Origin of the sequence: Paraburkholderia sp. J63, assembly GCF_905220245.1 — a bacterium.
In the GTDB taxonomy this organism is placed as follows: domain Bacteria; phylum Pseudomonadota; class Gammaproteobacteria; order Burkholderiales; family Burkholderiaceae; genus Paraburkholderia.
This window is the reverse complement of sequence record NZ_CAJMZF010000001.1, coordinates 320946-343152: the sequence shown is the minus strand read 5'-3', so window position 1 is coordinate 343152 and position 22207 is coordinate 320946. Positions and strand designations below refer to the sequence as shown.

19 protein-coding genes and 1 pseudogene are annotated in these 22207 nt (G+C 66.9%); 14 read left to right on the top strand and 6 right to left on the bottom strand.

Annotated elements, in window-relative coordinates:
- Window positions 1-4: 4 nt before the first annotated feature.
- From U5775_RS01505 to U5775_RS01475, 7 genes are all read left to right on the top strand, one after another.
- Window positions 5-991: a DUF2877 domain-containing protein gene (locus U5775_RS01505; protein ID WP_322056348.1), complete on the top strand. Its 987-nt coding sequence runs from the start codon at window positions 5-7 to the stop codon at window positions 989-991.
- 18 nt (window positions 992-1009) lie between these two features.
- Entirely contained in the window at window positions 1010-2560 is a 1551-nt protein-coding gene (gene fdrA / locus U5775_RS01500) for an acyl-CoA synthetase FdrA (RefSeq protein WP_322056347.1), read from the top strand.
- A gap of 12 nt (window positions 2561-2572) precedes the next feature.
- Window positions 2573-4024, top strand: a complete 1452-nt coding sequence (locus U5775_RS01495; protein WP_322056346.1) for a DUF1116 domain-containing protein — start codon at window positions 2573-2575, stop codon at window positions 4022-4024.
- Window positions 4021-4983: a carbamate kinase gene (gene arcC, locus U5775_RS01490; protein WP_322056345.1), complete on the top strand. Its 963-nt coding sequence runs from the start codon at window positions 4021-4023 to the stop codon at window positions 4981-4983. The genes U5775_RS01495 and arcC overlap by 4 nt, the downstream gene beginning before the upstream one ends.
- A gap of 37 nt (window positions 4984-5020) precedes the next feature.
- Complete coding sequence (locus U5775_RS01485) at window positions 5021-5416, top strand: glutamyl-tRNA amidotransferase (protein ID WP_322056344.1); 396 nt, start codon at window positions 5021-5023, stop codon at window positions 5414-5416.
- A 25-nt stretch (window positions 5417-5441) separates the two neighbouring features.
- On the top strand, window positions 5442-6683 hold the full coding sequence (locus U5775_RS01480; protein WP_322056343.1) for a cytosine permease: 1242 nt from the start codon (window positions 5442-5444) through the stop codon (window positions 6681-6683).
- Between the two features lie 70 nt (window positions 6684-6753).
- Window positions 6754-7689 (top strand): LysR substrate-binding domain-containing protein, encoded by a 936-nt coding sequence (locus U5775_RS01475; RefSeq protein WP_322056342.1) that lies wholly within the window; start codon window positions 6754-6756, stop codon window positions 7687-7689.
- A gap of 32 nt (window positions 7690-7721) precedes the next feature.
- Here U5775_RS01475 and U5775_RS01470 read toward each other — a convergent pair.
- The 5 genes and pseudogenes from U5775_RS01470 to U5775_RS01450 all read right to left on the bottom strand — a co-directional run.
- Window positions 7722-8768 (bottom strand): annotated as a pseudogene (locus tag U5775_RS01470) (LysR family transcriptional regulator); the annotation flags it as partial.
- Window positions 8769-8856: 88 nt separating this feature from the next.
- Entirely contained in the window at window positions 8857-9585 is a 729-nt protein-coding gene (locus tag U5775_RS01465; RefSeq protein ID WP_322056341.1) for an aspartate/glutamate racemase family protein, read from the bottom strand.
- Window positions 9586-9607: 22 nt separating this feature from the next.
- Window positions 9608-11158 carry an NCS1 family nucleobase:cation symporter-1 gene (locus U5775_RS01460; RefSeq protein WP_322056340.1) on the bottom strand — a complete coding sequence of 517 codons (1551 nt, stop codon included), beginning with the start codon at window positions 11156-11158 and terminating at the stop codon, window positions 9608-9610.
- 252 nt (window positions 11159-11410) lie between these two features.
- On the bottom strand, window positions 11411-13567 hold the full coding sequence (locus U5775_RS01455; RefSeq protein WP_322056512.1) for a xanthine dehydrogenase family protein molybdopterin-binding subunit: 2157 nt from the start codon (window positions 13565-13567) through the stop codon (window positions 11411-11413).
- 124 nt (window positions 13568-13691) lie between these two features.
- Window positions 13692-14156, bottom strand: coding sequence for a (2Fe-2S)-binding protein (locus tag U5775_RS01450; protein ID WP_322056339.1), 465 nt, complete (start codon window positions 14154-14156; stop codon window positions 13692-13694).
- 271 nt (window positions 14157-14427) lie between these two features.
- Here U5775_RS01450 and U5775_RS01445 point away from each other — a divergent pair, with 271 nt between their 5' ends.
- The 5 genes from U5775_RS01445 (at window position 14428) to U5775_RS01425 (ending at window position 18670) form a co-directional block, all read left to right on the top strand.
- Window positions 14428-15210, top strand: coding sequence for a GntR family transcriptional regulator (locus U5775_RS01445; RefSeq protein ID WP_322056338.1), 783 nt, complete (start codon window positions 14428-14430; stop codon window positions 15208-15210).
- Window positions 15207-16961 carry a fumarate reductase/succinate dehydrogenase flavoprotein subunit gene (locus U5775_RS01440; protein ID WP_322056337.1) on the top strand — a complete coding sequence of 585 codons (1755 nt, stop codon included), beginning with the start codon at window positions 15207-15209 and terminating at the stop codon, window positions 16959-16961. Before U5775_RS01445 ends, U5775_RS01440 begins: the two co-directional genes overlap by 4 nt.
- A gap of 50 nt (window positions 16962-17011) precedes the next feature.
- Window positions 17012-17266 carry a ferredoxin family protein gene (locus U5775_RS01435; RefSeq protein WP_322056336.1) on the top strand — a complete coding sequence of 85 codons (255 nt, stop codon included), beginning with the start codon at window positions 17012-17014 and terminating at the stop codon, window positions 17264-17266.
- Window positions 17267-17333: 67 nt separating this feature from the next.
- The gene (locus tag U5775_RS01430) at window positions 17334-18350 is read left to right on the top strand and encodes a HEAT repeat domain-containing protein (protein ID WP_322056335.1); all 1017 of its coding nucleotides are present in this window, start codon (window positions 17334-17336) and stop codon (window positions 18348-18350) included.
- Window positions 18347-18670, top strand: a complete 324-nt coding sequence (locus tag U5775_RS01425) for a DUF971 domain-containing protein (protein WP_322056334.1) — start codon at window positions 18347-18349, stop codon at window positions 18668-18670. Before U5775_RS01430 ends, U5775_RS01425 begins: the two co-directional genes overlap by 4 nt.
- Window positions 18671-18694: 24 nt before the next feature.
- Here the strand turns inward: U5775_RS01425 and U5775_RS01420 are convergent, their stop codons facing one another.
- Window positions 18695-19063, bottom strand: a complete 369-nt coding sequence (locus U5775_RS01420; RefSeq protein WP_322056333.1) for a hypothetical protein — start codon at window positions 19061-19063, stop codon at window positions 18695-18697.
- Between the two features lie 511 nt (window positions 19064-19574).
- Between U5775_RS01420 and U5775_RS01415 the strand changes: the two genes are divergently transcribed.
- Together U5775_RS01415 and U5775_RS01410 are read left to right on the top strand one after the other, a co-directional pair.
- Window positions 19575-21503 carry an SMP-30/gluconolactonase/LRE family protein gene (locus tag U5775_RS01415; protein WP_322056332.1) on the top strand — a complete coding sequence of 643 codons (1929 nt, stop codon included), beginning with the start codon at window positions 19575-19577 and terminating at the stop codon, window positions 21501-21503.
- Between the two features lie 47 nt (window positions 21504-21550).
- Window positions 21551-22189 carry a TetR/AcrR family transcriptional regulator gene (locus U5775_RS01410; protein ID WP_322056331.1) on the top strand — a complete coding sequence of 213 codons (639 nt, stop codon included), beginning with the start codon at window positions 21551-21553 and terminating at the stop codon, window positions 22187-22189.
- Window positions 22190-22207: the final 18 nt, after the last annotated feature.

Genomic DNA, 22207 nt, shown 5'->3' with positions numbered 1-22207 from the left:
GACCATGCCAGCCACCACGACCTTGCAGGCAATTTCGGCCGGCTATCTGGTCGAGCGCGTCAACCCGGACACGGGCGACGCGCGGGTGCCTGTGACGATGCACGTGCACAGCCGGTTCCGGCGCGCGCTGAATCTGCACGCGCCCGACGGCGCTCTGCTCACGTTGCTCGGCGCTAACGCCGGCGACTTCCCGACCGGAGTCCGGACCGTGTTGCCGGCGCACTGGGACTGGCGCAGCCAGGCGTTCGACGGCATGCCCGTGGTCCTGCATGGCGGGTCGCTACGCTCACCCGGCTGGGAAATCGATCTGCACAACGCAACGATCTGGCAGCCGCGCGCACTGAGTGGGGTGCTCGACCTGGCCGCGCAATGGCGGCTAAGCGTCCTCCACGTGGGCGCGGCGCGCCGCCTGCGTGCGCATGCCGCGTCGCGGGCATGGTGCGGCCACCAGTTGGAATGGCTGCCGCAATGGCCGTGCGGCTCGCGCGCAGTGGCACTCGGGCCGCAACACGATGGCCCTGCGCTCGCGCACGAGGTCGGTGCGTTGATCGGCTATGGCGCCGGTCTCACGCCCGAGGGCGACGACTACCTGCTCGGCTATCTCGCGGCGCTGTGGCCCTGGCGCGGCGAGCGCGCCGTGCAGGCACATCGGCAAGCCGTCGCCGAGGCCGTGCAGCGCCGTCTGCACACGACTACGGACATCAGCCGGCATTACCTGCAACTCGCCGTTGCAGGCCATTTCTCCGAGCCCGTGGTCGCGCTGCTGAGCGCGTTTGCGGCAAACGCAGCGCACGTGTCCATACTCCCGCACGTGGACGCCGTGCTGCGCTTTGGCGCCACGTCGGGCGCCGACACGCTGGCCGGCATGCTGCACGGTATCCGCACGCTACGGGCCATCGCGCGCGACGCGAGCCCGGTGCTTGCCAGGGCAATCAACAGGAGCGCAGGCATCGGCGAGGTCTGCACGCCGCATCCAATGCGGCAGCCATAACCAGGGCAGGAAGGAATCATGACAGTCAAATTTGAAGTTTTTCGGAGCTTATATCAGGACTCCGTATCGTTAATGCAGATCGCCGCCTCCATCCGGAAGCAGGCGAACATCGAACAAGCCTCGGTCGTGATGGGCACCGCCACGAATCTTCAGCAGCTTGCGGACGCCAACCTCTCCGAGGGCGTCGAAGCCGGGCCGAACGATCTCGTCGTCGCGGTGCGCGGGAGCGACGAAGCCTGCGACGCCGCGCTCGCACTCGCGCGCGAGCGACTCACGGCCCGCCCCGCCGAGATGCCCGGCGAAGCAGTCCGCGAAGCGCCGCTCACGAGCCTTGCGATGGCGCGCGAGCGCACGCCGCAGGCGAACATGGCGCTGATCTCGGTGCCCGGCGAATACGCCGCCGCTGAGGCGCTCAAGGCGCTCGAACTCGGCATGCACGTCATGCTGTTCAGCGACAACGTAAGCCTCGCGCAAGAAAAGGCCGTCAAGACGCTCGCGCGCGAACGCGGCCTGATCGTGATGGGGCCCGATTGCGGGACGGCAATCGTCAACGGCATGCCGCTCGGCTTCGCCAACGTCGTGCGGCGCGGCGGCATCGGTATCGTGGCGGCGTCGGGCACCGGCTTGCAGGAAGTCAGCTGCCGGATCGACCAGTTGGGCTTCGGCATCTCCCAGGCGCTCGGCACGGGCGGCCACGATCTGCACGAGGAAATCGGGGGCATTTCGATGCTGTACGGCATCGACGCGCTTGCGCAAGACCCGGCCACGCGCGTGATTGTCCTCGTCTCCAAGCCGCCCGCGGCGGATGTGGCGCAGCGCGTGCTGGAGCGGGCCCAGGCCGCGCGCAAGCCGGTGGTCGTGAACTTTCTCGGCGCGGCGCCCGACTCGCTGCAAGCGCCCGGAATCCAGGTGGCCACGACACTCGCCGACGCGGCCGAATGCGCCGTGGCCCTGCTCGCCGGCACGCCCCTGCCGGACTCCGCCGCGCAGCTCGACGAGCACCACGCGGCCACGCTCGGCGCAATGGCGCGCGCGTTGCCGCCGGGCCGCCGCTTTCTGCGCGGCGTATTCGCCGGCGGCACGTTTTGCTACGAGACCCAGTTGCTGTGCCGCGACGGGGGGCTAACGGCGTCATCCAACACGCCGGTGGCAGGGAACGCGCGGCTCGCCGACATCTGGCACAGCGTCGGCCACACCGTGGTCGACATGGGCGACGACGATTTCACGCGCGGCCGCCCGCATCCGATGATCGACCCCACGCTGCGCGACGAGCGCATGCTCGCCGAGCTGCTCGACCCCGAAGTCGCGGTCGTGGTGTTCGATCTCGTGCTCGGCTATGGCGCCGCGGCCGATCCGGTGGCCGGCATCGTCGCCGCCATCGCCACTGCTCGCGCCGGCGAAAGCGCGTTACCCGTCATGATCGCCCACGTATGCGGGACCGAAAACGACCCGCAAGTGCGCAGCCGGCAGATTGAAGCGCTGCGCGAAGCCGGTGTGCTGGTGGCCGGCTGCAACGCCCAAGCCGCGCGCTCGGCGGCCCACGTCGCCAGCCTTCAGGCCACCCGGTAATGGAGCAGGACAATGACCCAACTCTTTGAACAAACGCTTTCTGTCTTGAACTGCGGTCTCGCCAGTTTCGCGGATAACCTCGAGCTCGCCAACGCGGAAGTGACACGCCTCGCCTGGCAGCCGCCGGCGCTCGGCGAGGTCGCGGCCGGCCTCGACCTCGCGTCGCTGATCGCCCACCCGCTCGTCGAACAGGCGAACCAGCGGGCCTTCGCGCAATATCTCGCGGCGCAGCCCATGCTCGTGGACGTGAAGCCCGCCTCCGAGGCCATCGCCGCGATGGCCGCGCGCAAGCTGATCCTGCACTCCGGCCCGCCCATCGCATGGGCGCAGATGTGCGGGCCCGTCAAGGGCGCGATCGTCGGCGCGATCCTGCTGGAGGGCTGGGCGGACAATCATGAGGATGCCGAACGTCTTGCGCGCGAAGGCGGCGTGAGCCTCGAACCCTGCCATCATCATGACGCCGTCGGCCCAATGGCCGGCGTCATCAGCCCGTCCATGCCGCTCTTCGTGGTACAGAACAGCGCGAACGGCCGCCATGCGTACAGCAATTTCAACGAAGGGCTTGGCAAGGTGCTGCGCTTCGGCGCAAACGGCCCGGACGTGCTCGCGCGCCTGCGCTGGATGAAACAGACGCTGGCACCGGCACTGAAGGCCGCGCTTGCGGCAAGCGGCCCGATCGAACTCAGGCCCTTGATGGCCCAGGCGCTGCAGATGGGCGACGAGGTCCACAACCGCAATGCGGCCGCCACGGGGCTCTTCATCAAGCGCATCGTGCCGGCGCTGCTCGATACCGGCTTGCCGCTCGAGCAGATACGCGCGGTGACCCAGGCGCTCGTCGAAAACGACCACTTCTTCCTGAACCTCTCGATGGCCGCCTGCAAATCCATGATGGACGCAGCAGCAGCCGTGCCGTTCAGTTCGATGGTGACCGTCATGGCGCGCAACGGCGTGAACTTCGGCATACGCCTCTCGGGCACCGGCGACACATGGTTCCAGGCGCCAGCCAATCCCGTGGAAGGGCTGTTCTTCCCCGGCTACGGCGTCGCGGACGCGGCGGCCGATCTCGGTGACAGTGCGATCACCGAGACCGCGGGCGTGGGCGGATTCGCCATGGCGTCCTCGCCCGCCATCGTGAAGTTCGTGGGCGGCACGCCCGCGGACGCCGTGAACCACAGCCGCCGCATGCAATCGATCACGCTCGGCAGCAATCCGGCTTTCACGCTGCCGGCGCTGAACTTCGCCCCCACGGCCGCCGGCATCGACGCACGCAAGGTCGCCGACCGCGGCATTCTCCCCGTGATCAACACGGGCATCGCGCACCGCCTCGCCGGGGTCGGGCAGATCGGCGCCGGTATCACGACGGCGCCCATGCCGTGTTTCGTCGATGCCATCCGCGCGCTCGCCGAGCAAGTCCGCGCGCATCTGCATGCGCATCCGCATGAACAGGAAACCAGAACATCATGAACGCAAAACCTCTCGCAGTCGTCGCAGTCGGCGGCAATGCACTGATACGCGACGATCACCACGTCAGCATTCCTGATCAATATGAAGCGGTCGTGGAGACATCGGGCCACCTCGCCGACATGATCGAAGCCGGCTGGAACCTCGTGCTCACGCACGGCAACGGTCCCCAGGTGGGCTTCATTCTGCGCCGCTCGGAACTCGCCGCGCAGGAAGTCTGCGGCGTGCCCATCGATTACGCCGTTGGCGACACCCAAGGCGCCATCGGCTACATGTTCCAGAAGGCGCTCAGCAACGAGCTCAAGCGCCGGGGCACGCCGCGCCGCGTGGCGTCGCTGGTCACGCAGACCTGCGTGAGTCCCGGCGACCCCGCGTTCGACCATCCGACCAAGCCCGTTGGCGCGTTCCTCGACGAAGCCACGGCGCGCCGCCGCGAAGCGGAACTGCGCTGGACGCTGATGGAAGACGCCGGCCGCGGCTGGCGCCGCACCGTGCCCTCGCCCAGGCCGCTCGAAATCGTGGAGAGCGACGTGATCGCGACCCTGCTTGCCCAGGGCGTCGTGGTCGTGGCATGCGGCGGCGGCGGTATTCCGGTCGTGCGCGATGAAGCCGGCCTGCTGCGCGGGGTCGAAGCCGTCATCGACAAGGATCTCGCTTCGGCGCTGCTGGCGAGTCAACTCGGCGCGGACCTGCTGATGATTCCCACGGGCGTCGAGCAGGTCGCCGTGAACTTCGGCACACCACAGCAGCGCTGGCTCGACCGGCTTACGCGCGCCGAGGCGCGGGCGCTGATTCGCGAAGGTCAGTTCGGCGCGGGCAGCATGCTGCCGAAGGTCGAGGCAATCCTGCAATTCGTGGACGCGAGCGGCCTGGACGGCCACGCGGGCAAAGGCCTCATCACGAGCCCCGCCGCGATCGGCCGCGCGCTCGAGCACCACACCGGCACGTGGATCACGCAGTAAGCGAACCACCTCAACACACCCTGAAGGGGAGTCACTCATGACGACCAACACCACGCTCATCGCCGTCAACGGCACATTGATGCGGGACCTCGAACTCAACCCGAACATGGTCGCGGTCAACGCGCAATTCGTGTGCGAAGGCCACACCGACGCCTGCTACCGCCTGTGGAGCATCGGCGAGCGCCATCCCGCGATGATTCGCGTAAAGACGGGCGGCGCGCAGGTGGCGCTCGAGCTGTGGCGTGTGCCGATGGAAGGGCTCGGCACGCTGCTGCTCGGCGAACCGGCCGGCCTGTCGATCGGCAAGGTGCGCCTCGCGGACGGCAGCGAAGTGCTCGGCGTGATCGGCGAGCCCTGGCTCGTCGAAGGACAGCCGGAAATCACCCGCTTCGGCGGCTGGCGCGCCTATATCGCGCAGCGTCAAGCGTCATAGGGCTTTACTCAGGAAGGACAAAGTCATGCGTAAAACCAACGAATCCGGGGATACCGCGCCCGCGCCCCGCGTAGCGCTCATTCTGCTCGGCATTGCCGTCACCCCGGTCCTGCTCTCTTCGTCGAGCCTCGGCAACCAGCTCTCGGGGCCGGCGCTCTACAAGGTAATCGCGATCGGCAGCCTGATCCTTGCGATACTGGCTTCCATCACCATCAGCATCGGCAATATCGCCCGCATGCCGACTTACGGCATCGTCAAGTTTGCATTCGGCGAGAAAGGTGCGCATGCGATCAACGTCCTGCTCGCGGTCAGCCTGTTCGGATGGATCGCCGTGACCGCGAACATGTTCGGGCATTCGGTGCACGATCTGCTCGCACAGCACGGCGTGCAGGTGCCCGCGCCGGTCCTCGTCGCGCTCGGCTGCGTGATCTTCGTCGCGTCCACGGCGTTCGGCTTCGCCGTGCTCGGCAAGATCGCGCAGTTCGCCGTGCCGGTGATCGCGCTCGTGCTCTGCTACGTGCTCAGCGTCGCGCTGAAGTCGAACGCACCCGTCGCGAGTGCGCTCGGCTCGATGAGCCCGGGAACCGCGGTATCAACGGTCGTCGGCACGATCATCGTGCTGGTCGCCACGCTGCCCGATTTCGGCAGCTTCACACACAACCGCAGGCACGCCATCGCCGCGGCGCTGCTCACGTTCCTCATCGCCTATCCTCTGTTGTACTGGGCCGGCGCCACGCCGAGCGCGCTCACCGGGCAGTCGTCGCTGCTCGGCGCCGCGGCCGTGTTCGGCGCCGCGCTGCCCGCGGCCCTGCTGCTGATCTTCGCAACGGTCACGGGCAACGCGGGCAATATGTTCCAGGGCACCCTCGTGGTGCACACGTTGTACAGCCGCCAGCCCAAGTGGCGCATCACGCTCGCATTGGGCGTTCTGGCGGCTGTCGTCGGCAGCATGGACATCATGTCGTGGTTCATTCCGTTCCTGCTGTTTCTCGGCATCGCCACGCCGCCGGTGGCCGGCATCTACATCGCCGACTACTTCCTGTACCGCCGCCAGGGCTACGACCACGCCGTGCTCCAGCGCGAGGCCAGGTTCAAGCTCTCGACCTTCGCGGCATGGCTTGCCGGGTCGCTGGTCGGGTTTGCGACAGTCAAAGGCGTTTTTAGTCTGACTTCTATTCCGTCGCTGGATTCGATTGCTGTAGCATGCCTGTGCTACATGCTCTTGAGCCGCCTCGCCACCGCGAAGCAGTCGGCGAGCGCGGCCTGACGCGCCCCGCACGGGCGGCGCCGATGGCCACCGCCCCGGGAGGCGCACGCCCGTACGAGACCGACGACGAATGTTTACCTCAGATGAAAATCTCCGCGTGGTGCAGATGGTCGCCCGCTACCAGAGCATCACCGCCGCAGCCGAGCGGCTCAACAAGGTGCCCTCGGCGATCAGCTATACCGTCAGGAAGCTGGAGGAAACGCTGGGCGTACAGCTATTCAAACGCAAGGGCTCCTATATCGAGCTCACGCATGCCGGCGAGTATTTCATCAACCAGAGCAAGACGATTCTCGAAGATCTGGAAGCGCTCAAGCGCAACGTTGCGCTGGTCGACAGCGGCGTAGAGCCCGAGTTCACGATTGCCGTGAACAACATCGTGCCGCAGGACACGCTCGTCGAGTTCATCTGCGATTTCGAGCAGGCCTTTCCTTCCTGTCAATTGACGATACACCGGGAGGTCTATAACGGCTGCTGGGATGCGCTGTATGCCAACCGCGCCTCGCTCGTAATCGGCGCGCCACACTCGGTCCCCCAGGCGGACGGCGTGGTGGGCGTGCCGCTCGGCACGCTCGCGTGGGTCTTCGTGGTCGGCGCCGGCCATCCGCTTGCGCGTATCGAGCGTCCGCTGCTCAATCGCGAGCTGCGCCGCTACAGCGCCGTGTGTATCCGCGATACCGCGGTGGATTTCCAGTCGATGCATGCCTGGCTGCTCGAAGGACAAAAGGCCATCTTCGTGCCGGACTTCGCCACCGCCATGGCGCTCATCCAGCGCAACGCCGCGATTGGCTGCGTGCCAGCCCATGTGGCGCAATCGCTGGCCGGCGCAGGAGTCGTCACACGCACCGTGCGCGACGAGAAGCACTCCACGCGCCTGTTTCTCGCCTACCGGCCCGAAGCCGCGGGCGACGTGTGCCGATGGTGCGTCGACTACCTGTCGCGCCCCGCGTTCAAGGCCAGGCTCTGCGGCGAGTCGCCGAATGCGCCGGCCGATCATTCGGTGAGCTGATTAAAGCGGAAACCGAAACCGGGGCAGTCCGTCGTCGAGCACAGGTTTGAACGCGGCGCGGCGATGGCCACCTGTGCCGTCACGGCTGGTTGCGCGGCCCCGGCATCGAGCCAGCACCGCGTCGCTTCGGCGACGAGCCCGCGCAGCCAGCGCACGCCCTCGATGCACGTCCCCGATTCATTCCATGTCATCCGGTACACGATGTCGGGCGGCTCGGCCGGCAGCGCGACGACGCCGAGCGGCAGCAGCTTCGCGTAATGCCTCGCAAGCCGGTACGTGGTGGTCAGGATCAGGTCGGAGCGCACGAGCGTATGCGCGGCGAGTTCGAAGTGCGGCAGCGTCACGACAATGCGCCGTTGCAGGCCGACGCGTTCGAGCTGCCGGTCGATCGCGCCCGACGCTTCGAGCCACGACGGCGTCGGGCAGAGCTGCGGCGCCTGCGCGAACTCGTCGGCCGTGATCGTGCCGCGCCGCGCGAGCGGATGCGTCGCGCGCATCAGGCACACCACGCGGTCGTCAAACAGGTCGTCCTGGCGGAACCGCGAGAGACGCGTGCCGCGGTTGTCGATCACGAGATCGAGCTCGCCGTCGGCGAGCGCGCGCTCGTCGTCGAAACCATCGCCGAGCGGATGGAACACGAGTTGCGCGTTCGGCGCGCGCTCGCGGAACAGCGCGACGAGCTTCGGCACGAACAGCACGTTCAGATAATCGGGGCAGCCGATCCGGTAAGTACGCACCGAGGTGCGCGCATCGAAGCTCGGCTGCTGGATGCGGATGAAGTCGATCACGCGCAGCGCGTTGCGTAGCGGACCGATGAGCCGCGCGCCGAATTCGGTCGGCACCATCCCGTAGCGGCTGCGCACGAGCAGCGGATCGCCGAGCAGCGTGCGCAGACGTTTGAGCGCGGCGCTCATCGCCGGCTGCGACATGTTCAGGCGCACGGCCGCGCGCGAGACGGTCCGCTCGCTGAGCAACACGAGCAGGATGCTCATGAGCCGCGCATCGAGCACGTCGAGCGCCGCCGTGGCGTCGAGCGCCGCGTCGGCCGGAAACGCGCGCGAGTTCAACGCGTCGCGCATGCCGACGCGCCTCCCGGCGAGGCGATGGCCGTGCACGCCATGTGCGTCTTGTGCACCCTGTGCGCGGCAGCAGCCGGCCGGCGGCGCATCATTGCGCGAACGCGCCCGGCCAGCCGACGATGCGCTTGGCGCGCGGCGGCGCGTAGGTACGCACCTTCGACGTTTTCAGCTTCAGGCGCACGAGCGATTCGGCCAGCGCGACCGCGGCCGACACGCCATCGACGACGGGCACGCCCGTGCATTCCTCGATCTGCCGGTCGAGGCCGGCCATCCCGCCGCAGCCGAGGCAGATCACCTCGGCGTGATCGTCCTTCACCGCGCGCTGCGCCTCGCCGACGATCGACTCGATCGCGCGGGCCGGATTGTGTTCGAGCTCGAGCACCGCGAGGCCGCTCGCGCGCACCGAGGCGCAGCGCGCGTCGAGCCCGGCGAGCTTCAGGCGGTCCTCGATCAGCGGCACCGTGCGGTCGAGCGTCGTGACGACCGAGTAGCGATGCCCGAGCAGCATCGCCACGCTCGCGGCCGCTTCGGTGATGTCGACGACGGGCACCGTGAGCAGCTCCTGCAGGCCTTCGCGGCCATGCTCGCCGTAGCCGGCCTGGATCACCGCATCATACGGTTCGTCGTAGCTCAACACGCGCTCCATCACGGCGACCGCCGCGAGGTAGCTCTCGAAGTTGCCTTCGATCGACTCGGCGCCAAAGCGCGGCGTCAGGCCGACGATCTCCGTGCCGGGCGACGCGGCGGCCTGCGCCTGCGCGGCGATCGCGTCGGTGATCGACTCGGTCGTGTTGACGTTGACTACCAGTATCCTCATCGGTGACTCCCTTTCCTTGCTTTCAGTGTTGAGCGCAGGCGAGCGCAATGTGCTCGCCCGAGCGCTCCTCGTATTGCCGTTTGCGATCGGCCAGCAGCCAGTAGACGCCGCCCGCGATGCCCGCGCCGAGCAGCCACGAGAACGGCGTCAGCGCGCTGAAGGCGGGCACGACGGCGAGCGTGATCGAGATCAGCGCGGACGGCACGAGCGCCGCGAGCGCCTTGCGGTTCACGCCGCGCGTGTAGAAGTAGGCGCCGGTGGGCGCTTCGGTATAGAGATCGGGCACGTTCACGCGGGCCTTGCGCACGAGCCAGTAGTCGACCGTGATGATCCCGTACAGCGGCCCGAGCAGCGCGCCGAGGCCGGACAGGAAATAGACGATCACGATCGGGCTGTTATAGAGGTTCCACGGCAGGATCAGCACGGCGAGCGTCGCGCTGATCAGGCCCGCGCGGCGGAACGTCAGGCGCTGCGGCGCGATGCTCGTGAGCACGAACGCGGGCGCGACGAAGTTTGCCATGATGTTCACGGCCACCGTCACGATCAGGAATGCCAGGCAACCGAGCACGAGAAAGAGCTTGTTCGGCACGGTGGCGATGATTTCCGTCGGGCTGTGGATGATGTGGCCGTTCAGCTTGAACTGCGCGCCGGCGAGCACGAAGCTGATGGTCGCGAACACGAGGATGTTCACGGGCAGGCCCCAGAAGTTGCCGACGCGCACCGTCTTCGCGCTGGGCGAGGAACGCGCGAAGTCGCAGAAGTTGAGCACCAGCGTGCCGTAGATCGCGAGCCAGAGCGCGCCGCCCGCGAAGATCTGGGTCCACATTTTCAGGCCCGTGAGCGGCGTGCCGATCGACATCGCGAGATGGCCGCCCGTGCGGCTGAACATCCAGGCCGCGAGCGAGAGCGTCGTCACGAGAATCATCGGGCCGGCCAGCGCCTCGTACTTGCGAACCATTTCCATGCCATAAGCCAGAATGCCGATCTGCACGAACCAGATCGCGCCGAACGTGATCCAGCCGAGCGACGAGAGGCCGAAAATCGCATTCTGGTCGAACGCGGCGAGGCCGGGCCAGATCGCGGTGAGCAGCACGCGCAGCACGATCGAGGCCAGATAGGTCTGGATGCCGAACCAGGCGATGGCGATCACGGCGCGGATCATCGCGGGCAGCAGCGCGCCGTAAATGCCGAAGCTCATCCGGCTGATCACCGGGAACGGCACGCCCGTTTTCTGGCCCATATAGCCCGTGAGATTCATGAAGCTGTACACCAGCACCGCGCCGATCGCGAGCGAGGCCAGCATCTGCCAGCCCGAGAGGCCCAGCGCGAAAAGTCCGATCGAGAACGAATAGTTCGCGATGTTGTGCACGTCGTTGGTCCACAACGCAAAGATGCTGTAGCGGCCCCACGTCCGGCCCTCGGCCCTGGTCGGCGCGAGGTCGGGATTGTGCAGCCTCGGGCTGAGCGCGGGATCGCGCGTAGCTGTATCGGTGCGATGCAATGCGTCGTCCGCGCCGAGCGCAATGCCCGGGCGGTAGGTGGATTCCAGTTGCACTCCGGTGTCTCCTTCCATGTGCAGGGGGCGTGAACCGGCCTCGTGCGCACGCAGCACCGGGCCGGCCACTGTGGACGTTATGTCCGCGATTTGTTCGCGAGTATGGAGGGACGCCGCGGCAACGGGAAATTAAATATTTGGCTAGGCGTTATTCGAAAATTGAATGGCTGTGGCCGGGCCGACCCGGCAGCGATGCGCGCTGCGGGGCGGAGATTCGGGGCAAATTCGGAACAGATCCGGGCGCGTGCGAGGCGCGCCCGGATTCGGGAGTCAGGCGGGACGCAGCGTATCGCCGAGCGGCAACGTGCGGATGGTCGTGCCCGTGGCCGCGGCGAGCGCATTCACGACGGCGGGCACGGCCGGCGGCACGCCGGGCTCGCCGATGCCGGTGGGCGGTTCGCTCGACGGCACGATATGCACGCTGACCACGGGCATGCCGCTCATGCGCAGCACGGGGTAGTCGTTGAAATTGCCCTGCGTGACGCGCCCCTTGTCGAACGTGATGCCCGTATGCAGGAACGCGAGCCCGAAGCCGATCCCGCCTTCCACCTGCGCGGCGACGATATCCGGATTGATCACCGTGCCGCAATCGACCGCGCAGACGATGCGATCGACCGTGAACGAGCCGTCCTGCTGCACCGTCACTTCGGCCACCTGCGCGACATAGGTGCCAAATGCGAGCTGCAGCGCGATGCCCCTGCCGCGCCGCGCGCCCTGCGGCCCCGCCGCCAGCGGCTGCGACCAGCCCGCCTGTTGCGCGGCCAGATCGAGCACGGCGCGATGCCGTGGCTGGCTCGCGAGCAATGCGCGGCGAAATACATAGGGATCCTTACCGGCTGCACGCGCCGCTTCGTCCATCATGGTTTCGCCGACGAATGCGGCATGGGTGTGCCCGACCGAGCGCAGCCACTGGGTCTGCACCGCGAGCACCGGCGCGTGCTGCGTGACCTTGAAGTTCGGAATGGCGTAGGGCATGTCGGCCGTGCCCTCGACGAGCACGGGATCGACCGAATCGGGCTTCGGCAACTGCATGAAGCTCTGCCCGACCACATCGTGATTCCACGATACGAGGTTGCCGCCCTGGTCGATGGCCACGCGGACCTTGTGCACCGTGAGCGGCCGGTAGTAGCCCGCGCGCATGTCGTCTTCGCGCATCCAGACGAGCTTGATGGGCGCGTCGACGCCTTGCGCGTGGGCCGCGCGCACGATGCGGCACGCTTCGCGCACATAGTCCGAATGAGGATTCGCGCGGCGGCCGAAGCTGCCGCCCGCATAGAGCTGATGAATGGTCACCTGCTCGGGCTTGAGCCCGAGTTCCTTCGCGGCCATGGCCTGGTCGCCCGTATGCCACTGCTCGCCGTTCCAGATCTCGCAGCGGCCGCCTTGCAAATGCACGAGGCAGTTGAGCGGCTCCATGGGCGCGTGCGATAGATAGGGCTGCTCATAAACGGCTTCGAGGTATTTGCCTCCAGCGGGCGCGGCGCCCAGCACCGTGCCGCGCTGCGCGGCGGTCACGCCGGGCTGGTCGGCGAGCGTGCGGAACTGCTTGTAGATGTCGTCGGAGCTCAGCGCGAACGCGTGGCTGTCGTCCCATGTGATCTGCAGCGCGTCGCGGCCCTGGCGCGCCACCCAGGTGTTGTGCGCGAGCACGGCCACGCCGCCCTGCACTTCTCCGTCGCCGGGCACCTCGACCACGGCGACCACGCCCTTGATCGCCTTCGCCTTGCTCGTATCCACGTGCTGGACCTTGCCGCCGATCCACGGCGGATGCGCGATCACGGCCACCAGCATGCCCGGCACCTTGATGTCCTGCGTATAGACCGCCGAGCCGTTGACCTTGGCCGGAACATCGACGCGGCGCGTGTTAGCACTGCCGATCAATCTGAAATCGGCGGGCTGCTTGAGCACCACCGTCGTCGGCACGCTCTCGCGCGCGGCCACGCTCACGAACTGGCCATAGCCCGCGCGGCGGCCCGATGCCGCGTGCACGATCGTGCCGTCTTCCACGTGCAGCGTGGCCGCGTCCACCTTCCAGGCCTTCGCGGCGGCGGCGACCAGCATCATCCTCGCGGCCGCGGCGGCCTCGCGCATCTGCTTCCAGGCGCCGGCCATCGCCGTGCTGCCGCCGGTGGCCTGCAGCGTCCAGCCAAACGACGCGAACATGGGGTTCGCGTACTTCTTGACGTCGGCCTGCGCGGCCACGACCTTGACCTGGGCGAGCGGCACGTCGAGCTCCTCGGCGGCCAGCGTGGCGAGCCCCGTGAAGGTGCCCTGGCCCATCTCCAGATACTCGGAGACCACGGTGACCGTGCCGTCCGCCTCTACGCGGATGAACGCATTGGGCTCGAACGGCAGCTTCGCGGCATCGAGCGACGCCGCGACCGCGAGCCCGCCGCGAAAGCCGACCGCGAGCGTCAACGCCGACATGCCGGCCAGAAACTGGCGCCGCGTGAGCGTCGCGCGCGTGCCGGCATCGGCGGCTTGTGCGAGCGATTGCGCGGGCGACTGAGCGGCGCTGCCGCCCTGTGCCGTGTCTTCGCGAAAGATCGGATCACGCATGCTTGAGCGCCTCCGATGCGTGATGGATCGCGGTGCGAATCCGCTGATAGGTCGCACAGCGGCAGATGTTGCCGCTCATTGCGTCGGTGATATCGGCGTCGGTGGGGCTAGGCTTGGTCGCGAGCAATGCCACCGCCGACATCACCTGCCCCGACTGGCAGTAGCCGCATTGCGGCGCCTGCGCCTCGACCCACGCGGCCTGCACGGCGGCCCCCACCTTCTGCTCGTGGATCGCCTCGATCGTGGTCACGCTGCGGCCTTCGAGCGAGGCCGCCGGCGTCACGCACGCGCGCGCGGGCTGGCCGTCGATATGCACCGTGCATGCGCCGCACAGTGCCATGCCGCAACCGAACTTCGTGCCCGTGAGCCCGAGTTCGTCGCGCAGATACCAGAGCAAAGGCATTTCCGGATCGCCATCGAATGAATGACGCTGACCGTTCACCACAATCTGTACCATGTTGTTCGACCTTTTCTGTGCTGTGGGGGTGGCGGCGTCCGTCCAGGGCGGACGGACGGATGATCCGGCGAGTGTAGACAGGATGCCCGCAACCGGCCATGCCGGATAATCTGCTTCTTTTGCCTGATCGTCTTGAATCTGCGCACGAATAAGTGCGCGAATCGGCGCGCCGGGAAAAATACGCCGTGGAAAATAGATAGCAGAATTGCTTCGTTGGCTGCCGCAAACGGGCTGACTACACTGCGATCCATCTTGTCATAACAAGTGGATCATGGCCGCAACGAATCTCATCGCGCTCGCACCGCAGCCGCTCTACGCGCAAATCAAGGACACGCTGCGTGCGCGTATTCTCGACGGCACCTATGCGCCGCACAGCCAGATGCCCTCCGAGCATGCGCTGTGCGCGATGTTCGAGGTGAGCCGCATCACCGTGCGCCAGGCGCTCGGCGACCTGCAGAAGGAAGGGCTCGTGTTCCGGCTGCACGGCAAAGGCACCTTCGTTGCCAAACCCAAGGCGTTTCAGAACGTGACCTCGCTACAGGGCTTTGCGGAAGCCATGTCGTCGATGGGCTATGAGATCGTCAACCGGCTGCTGGCTTTTCGCATCGTCAAGGCGAGCCGGCACGTCGCGCAGAAGCTCGGCCTTCCCGAAGGCGCGAACGTGGCCGAGATCCACCGCGTGCGCCTGCTCAATCGCGAGCCCGTCTCGCTCGAACTGACCTGGGTGCCCGAGCGGCTCGGCAAGCGCCTCGCCGGCGCCGATCTGGCCTCGCGCGACATCTTCCTGATTCTGGAGAACGACTGCGGCGTGCCGCTCGGCCACGCCGACGTGTCGATCGACGCCATGCTCGCCGACGACGAGATCGCGCACGCGCTGCGCGTGCAGGAAGGCAGCCCGGTGCTGCGCATCGAGCGCACCACGCACGACACGCACGGCGCGCCGATCGACTACGAATACCTCTATTTTCGCGGCGACGCGTTCCAGTACCGCCTGCGCGTCGATCGCGAGAAAGCCTCGAAGGCAGACGAAAAAACCGTGAGGAAAACGAAATGAACACCGAAATACTCGAATACGATGTCGTGGTGGTGGGCGGCGGCACGGCCGGGCCCATGGCGGCCATCAAGGCCAAGGAGCGCAATCCCGCTCTGAAGGTGCTGCTGCTCGAAAAGGCCCATGTCAAGCGCAGCGGCGCGATTTCGATGGGCATGGACGGCCTGAACAACGCCGTGATTCCGGGCCACGCCACGCCCGAGCAATACACGCGCGAAATCACCATCGCGAACGACGGCATCGTCGATCAGGAGGCCGTGTACGCCTATGCGCGGCACAGCTTCACGACCATCGAGCAGCTCGACCGCTGGGGCGTGAAGTTCGAAAAGGACGGCAACGGCGACTACGCGGTCAAGAAGGTCCATCACATGGGCGCCTATGTGCTGCCCATGCCCGAAGGCCACGACATCAAGAAAGTGCTCTACCGCCAGCTCAAGCGCGCGCGCATCGAGATCACCAACCGCGTCGTGACCACGCGCGTGCTCACCGATGCACAGGGCGCAGCGTGCGGCGTCATGGGCTTCGACTGCCGCACCGCGCAATGCGTGGTCGTGCGCGCGAAGGCCGTGATTCTGTGCTGCGGCGCGGCCGGGCGCCTGGGCCTGCCCGCCTCGGGCTATCTGATGGGCACCTACGAAAACCCCACCAACGCGGGCGATGGCTACGCGATGGCTTATCACGCGGGCGCCGCGCTCACGAATCTGGAGTGCTTCCAGATCAACCCGCTCATCAAGGACTATAACGGTCCCGCATGCGCCTACGTGACCGGCCCGCTCGGCGGCTTCACCGCGAACGGCAAAGGCGAGCGCTTCATCGAATGCGATTACTGGAGCGGCCAGATGATGTGGGAGTTCTATCGGGAGCTGCAAAGCGGCAACGGCCCCGTGTTCCTGAAGCTCGACCACCTGGCCGAGGAAACCATCCAGACCATCGAGCAGATTCTGCACACCAACGAGCGCCCGAGCCGCGGACGCTTCCACGCGGGACGCGGCACCGACTACCGCACGCAGATGGTCGAGATGCACATTTCCGAAATCGGCTTTTGCAGCGGGCACAGCGCGTCGGGCGTCCATGTGGATGCGCGCGCGCAAACCACGGTGCGCGGTCTCTATGCCGCGGGCGACATGGCCGCCGTGCCGCATAACTACATGCTCGGCGCGTTCACCTATGGGTGGTTCGCGGGGCACGAGGCCGCCGACTATGTGGCGGGCCGCGAACACGCGCCGCTCGACCCCGCGCAGATCGATGCCGAGCGCACGCGCATTCATGCGCCGCTCGAACGCGAGCACGGCCTCGCGCCCGCGCAGGTCGAATACAAGCTGCGGCGCATGGTGAACGATTACCTCCAGCCGCCCAAGGTCACGCGCAAGATGGAGATCGGCCTGCAGCGCTTCGACGAAATCGCTGAGGATATCGATGCAATCAAGGCCAACAATCCGCACGAACTCATGCGCGCGGCCGAAGTGCGCGCGATTCGCGATTGCGCGGAAATGGCCGCGCGCGCCTCGCTGTTTCGCACCGAGAGCCGCTGGGGGCTTTACCACCATCGCGTCGACTATCCGCAGCGCGACGACGCCAACTGGTTCTGCCACACGGATCTGCGCAAGGACGCCAGCGGCCGCATGGTCAGCGAGAAGCGCGCCGTCGCGCCTTACGTCGTGCCGGTGAGCGCGGCGGAACTGGGCGCCTACGACCGCATGCGCATCCCGCGCGAGCGCGCGCCTGAAAAGACCGAAGCGGCCGAAGCGCTGTGAGCCAAGCCCTGAGCGAGCCCCTTCTGAACGAACGCAACGAGGAAAACATCATGTCCATCCCGTCCTATACGCCCCACGACATCTTCCAGCGCAGCAGCGCCCCGGTCACCATCGACGAAGCGCGCTGCATCGCCGACAAGGGCTGCACGGTATGCGTCGACGTCTGCCCGCTGGACCTGCTCGCGATCGACGTGACGAAGGGCAAGGCCTATATGCAATTCGATGAATGCTGGTACTGCATGCCCTGCGAGCGCGACTGCCCTACGGGCGCGGTGAAGGTCGAGATTCCGTATCTGCTGCGCTAGCCGCCGCATGACGCGATCCTCGCGCCATCGCATTCCATCATTTCGGATTCCCTATCGATATCGAACCATGACCGATTCCGCTCATCTGAACGCGGCGCCCCCCGAAGCGGCACACGCGCTCGCCCGACTCGCCGACGCCGACGCCGCCGTGCGCCGCATTGCCGTGCTCGATCTCGCCGATCTCGAAGACGGCGCGCTCGTTGCCCCACTCGTCGCGGCGCTGCGCGACGACCGCGCGCCCGAGGTGCGCCGCGAGGCGGCGCTCGTGCTGGCAGCGTGGGAGCAGGAAGACGTGGTGGAAGCGCTGTGCGCGGCGCTGCTCGATGCCGACACCGGCGTGCGCGAAGCGGCGCAGCAGGCGCTTTCCGAACTCAAGGAGCCGGGCTCGGCAAGCGTGCTGCGGCGCTGGGCGGCGCGGCCCGAGCCGTTCGCGCGGCGCGCGGCGTTGCGCGGCCTGCGCGAATTGCGCGACGCGGCGGCCTTCGAGCCCGCACAGGCCGCGCTCGCCGACGCCGATGCCGAGGTGCGCCTCGAAGCCGTGGCCGTGCTCGGCTGGCTCAAGGACGGGCGCGCCGTGGCGCCATTGGCGGCGCTCGTCGCCGCGGACGCGCGTGGCGCGGTACGGCGCGCCGCCGCGGGCGCGCTCGGCTTTGCCGCCGCCGACGACGCGCATGCGGGCGCCGCGCTGCTCCACGCGCTCGCCGACGCCGACTGGCAAGTGCGCGAAGAAGCCGCGACCACGCTGGGCAAGTTGCGCGCGAGCGCCGCGCGCGACGCGCTCATCCACGCGCTCATCCACGCGCTCTCTGACGACTACTGGCAAGTGCGCCTGCGCGCGGCGCGCGCGCTAGGCCGGCTCGGCGACGCGCATGCCGCGGCGGCCGTGAGCACGCTGCTCGCGCATCCGATCAGCAATCTGCGCAAGGAAGCGGCGCTCGCGCTGGGCGAGCTCCCCTCGGCGGCGAGCCTCGCGCCGTTGCGCGCGGCGCTGGACGACCGCGACCCGGAAGTGCGCAAGGCCGTGCGCATCGCCTTGCAGCAACTCGGCGAGCGGCTCGCGGAAAGGATTGAAGACGCGCCATGAACGTGCCCACCGAAATTCACAGCGAGCCGGGCGCCCTCACGCTCGTATGGCCCGGCGGCCTGCGCCAGCGCCTCCCGCTCGCGAGCCTGCGGCGCGCGTGCCCGTGCGCGGGCTGCCGCCGCGCGCGTCTTGCGCGTCCCGATGGGCAAGTCAATGAGCACCTGAACGATTTGCCGGGCGACCCCGCCCAAGACGACCTCACGCTGACCACCGTGGTCCCGATGGGCTATGGCGTGCAGCTTGTCTTCAGCGACGGCCACGACCGCGGCATCTTCCCGTGGACATGGCTCGAACGCTTCGCGCCGCCCTCGGCACCCTGAACAAACGAAACGATTACGACGCCTTTACAGCGCGTCGACACACAACGACATCATGCGTTGAACCATGGTCGACGCCTCGTTGAGCTCCATCTCGTTCGTGAACAGGACCGAGACGCTGGAGAGCCGCACGGCAATGCCCGCACCAAGCAGGTCGCGGCTCGCGATCTTGAGCGCAAGCTGGCCGAGCCGGACGCGGTCGAGCCAATGCATCGTCAAGCCGCCCTTTTGCAGCCATTCGCGGCAGCACGAGACGACGTGATCGACGCGCCATTCCTGCGTCAGCGCGTACGACGACGCGGCAATGGCCACTAGATAGCAAAGCAGTTCCGGGCGGGCGCTGCTCGCTTCGACGAATTCCGTTTTCACTGGCTTGCTGTCCCTGTTTGCAGACATAGGTCCCGTAGTTATGGCCGGACCCGCTAAAAGCAAGCATTCTGCATCGAAACGGCTCGCACCGCCGCATCAATCTGCGCGCTTTTCACCACGCGAAAAAATGGCCTGGCGCCAGCGCCACAGACGGGCGAGCACGCGCAGGCAATCGGGCGTGCGCCCGGTGCTCCGATCAAAATAAAAAAGCAATAAAAAATCCCTCGCATGCGCAATGAATTAAATCCAGTTAATGAGCGTGGAAAATATAAAAGACTCGGCGCGAACGCTTGTCTGGTGGCAATGCCGGGCACGGCACGTTAATTGCTCAAGCGCTGCCGCACAGCTTAATGGAATGGAAAGCGAGACTCCAAACGACGATTTAAAACGAACCGCACAAAACTCAGGCAACTGACCCGCAACCGCTGATTTAGCGCTGATTTCAACGAGCACCATGCATCACGCATTACCCGACGTCCCGCGTCCCCTGCCTCGGCCCTCGACGCTACCCGGCCTCACCGCACCAGGAGTTTTTTCCATGAACAAGAAGCGCCTATGCGCCCTGCTGTCGACCGCGATTTTCGCCACGGCCTGCGCGGCGCTCTCGCCCGCCGCGCAGGCGCAGCAATACACCACCGACTGGCTCGCCAACACCTACGGCACGCTGGCGGCCCACGTAGGCAACGGCGCACGCTCGATGTGGGTCTCGCCCGAAGGCGTCATCTACACGGCCTCGTTCTGGGACGAAAACGAAGGCGGCATGGCCATCTATCAGAACGGCCAGAGCCTCGGCTCGATCGGCCTGCACAACGAATTCCAGGGTGGCGCCATCACCGGCAACCTCACCTCGGTCTTCGCGGCCATGCAGGCGGGCACCTCCTATGGCAGCGGCACGGTCGGGCGCTACAACCGCGCGAGCGGCCAGCGCGACCTCACCATCAACGTGAGCACATGGAACGCGATCAGCAAAGCCGATGCGATCACGGGCCTCGCCACGCAAAACTCGCTGCTCTATGCGAGCGACTTCTACGGCAACCGCGTGCGCGTGTTCACGACCGATGGCGCATGGCAGCGCGACATCGCCATCGCGACCCCTGGCGCGCTCGCGCTCGATAGCACCGGCAACGTCTGGGTCGCGCAAAAGAGCGCGGGCACGATCACGGGATTCAGCCCCACGGGCACGCAGTTGCAGACGATCCAGATGCCCGCGGGCTCGCAGCCCTCCGCGCTCTACTTCGATACATCGACAGGACTGCTGATGGTCGGCGACGAAGGCCCCGACATGAACATCAAGCTCTACAGCCTCGCGGGCACGCCCACGCTAACCGGCACCTTCGGCGTGCAAGGCGGCTATCTGGACAGCACGACCGGCACCAAAGGCCAGGTGGGCGCGAAGCGCTTCACGCGCATCACGGGCATCGGCAAGGACACGTCGGGCAATCTCTACGTGCTCAACAATCCGTGGGGCGGCGCCTGGGACCTGGGCCGCAACGGCGGCACCGACATTCACGCCTACGATCCCAACGGCAATCTGCTCTGGAAGCTCCAGGCGCTGAATTTCGAGGGCGTGGCCGCGCCCGACCCGGCCACCGACGCCTCGCTGTTCTATAGCGGCACCGACATCTTCACGGGCACGGCGGGCGGCACCTTCGTGGCCAACACGGTGGACCCGTTCACCTACCCGAACGACCCGCGCCTGAACATGAACGACACGCAGCGCGACGAGCACTTCGGCCAGCTCGTCTCCGTGGGCGGCAACCGCATCCTCGTGGCGTCGGGCCAGAATCCCGCCATCTTCTACTTCTTCCACTTCAATCCGGCGAGCGGCTATATCGCCATTCCCGACGGCGCGCTGCCCGGCCCGCTGTTCAACACCTCGACCTCGGTCACGGGCGGCTTCTGCATCGACAGCAAGGGCGACGTGTGGGCCGGCCTCGACCGCACCAACCACATCTATCACTATCCGCTCACCGGCTTCGACGGCAACGGCAAACCCTCGTGGGGCCCCGCCATCGCCATTTCGACGCCCGTTAGCGCGCGCCCGATCACGCGCATCGTCTACCAGCCGGAAAGCGACACGATGATCCTCGCGCAGGGGCTCGCCGGCAACTGGGACTGGACTGCCATGAACGGCCATATCGAGGTCTATCACGGCTGGGGGTCGGGCAACCGCACGCCGAATCCCGTCATCAACCTCACCAGCGCGAATCCGAAATCGATCACGGCAGCCGGCAATTATCTGTTCGTCGGCTACGTGCATACCGTGCCGAATATCGACGTATTCGATCTCACGACGGGCCAGCAGGTCACCACGCTGATCAATGCGAACCCGGGCAACGTGGACGTGGGCAACGACGTGGACTCGATGTATGGTCTGCGCGCGTATCAAACCTCGACCGGGCAGTACGTGATCACGAAAGACAACTACAACGGCACCAGCGTGATCGTGCAACGCTGGACGCCCTGAAAACAAGGGCGTTGAATTTTCGAGACGATCGGTCTAATATCGCGTTCATGGACGATCCGACCGTCAAGCCGCGCCGCGGCAGGCCCCCGAAAGACCCGCGCGCGCACGCCGATACGCGTGCCCTGCTGCTGCGCGCGGGCCTCGAAATGCTCACCGGGCAGAGCTTCGCCGCCACCGGGCTCGACGCCTTGCTCAAACGCGTGAGCATTCCGAAGGGCTCGTTCTATCACTACTTCGAGAGCAAGGAAGCCTTCGGCCGCGAGCTCATGACCGCGTATGACGCCTACTTCTGCGCGAAGCTCGACCGCTGGCTGCTCGACGAAACGCGTCCCCCGCTGGAGCGGCTAGGCGCATTCGTTGCGGACGCGAAGTCGGGCATGGCGCGCCACGGCTACACGCGCGGCTGTCTCGTGGGCAACCTGGGCGTGGAGGTCGACGTGCTGCCCGAAGACTTCCGCGAGCGCCTCGAAACCGTGCTGCAAGGCTGGCAGGCGCGCGTACTCGCCTGCCTGCGCGATGCGCAGCGCGAAGGCGCCGTCTCGAAGCAGGCCGATCTGAACGCGCTGGCCGCGTTCTTCTGGATCGGCTGGGAAGGCGCCGTGCTGCGCGCGCGGCTGGTGCGCGACGGCGAACCGCTCGACACGTTCTTCCGAGGTTTCATGGCCGGGCTGAATTCCATGCCGTAGCAAAAGCCCTCCGCCCGG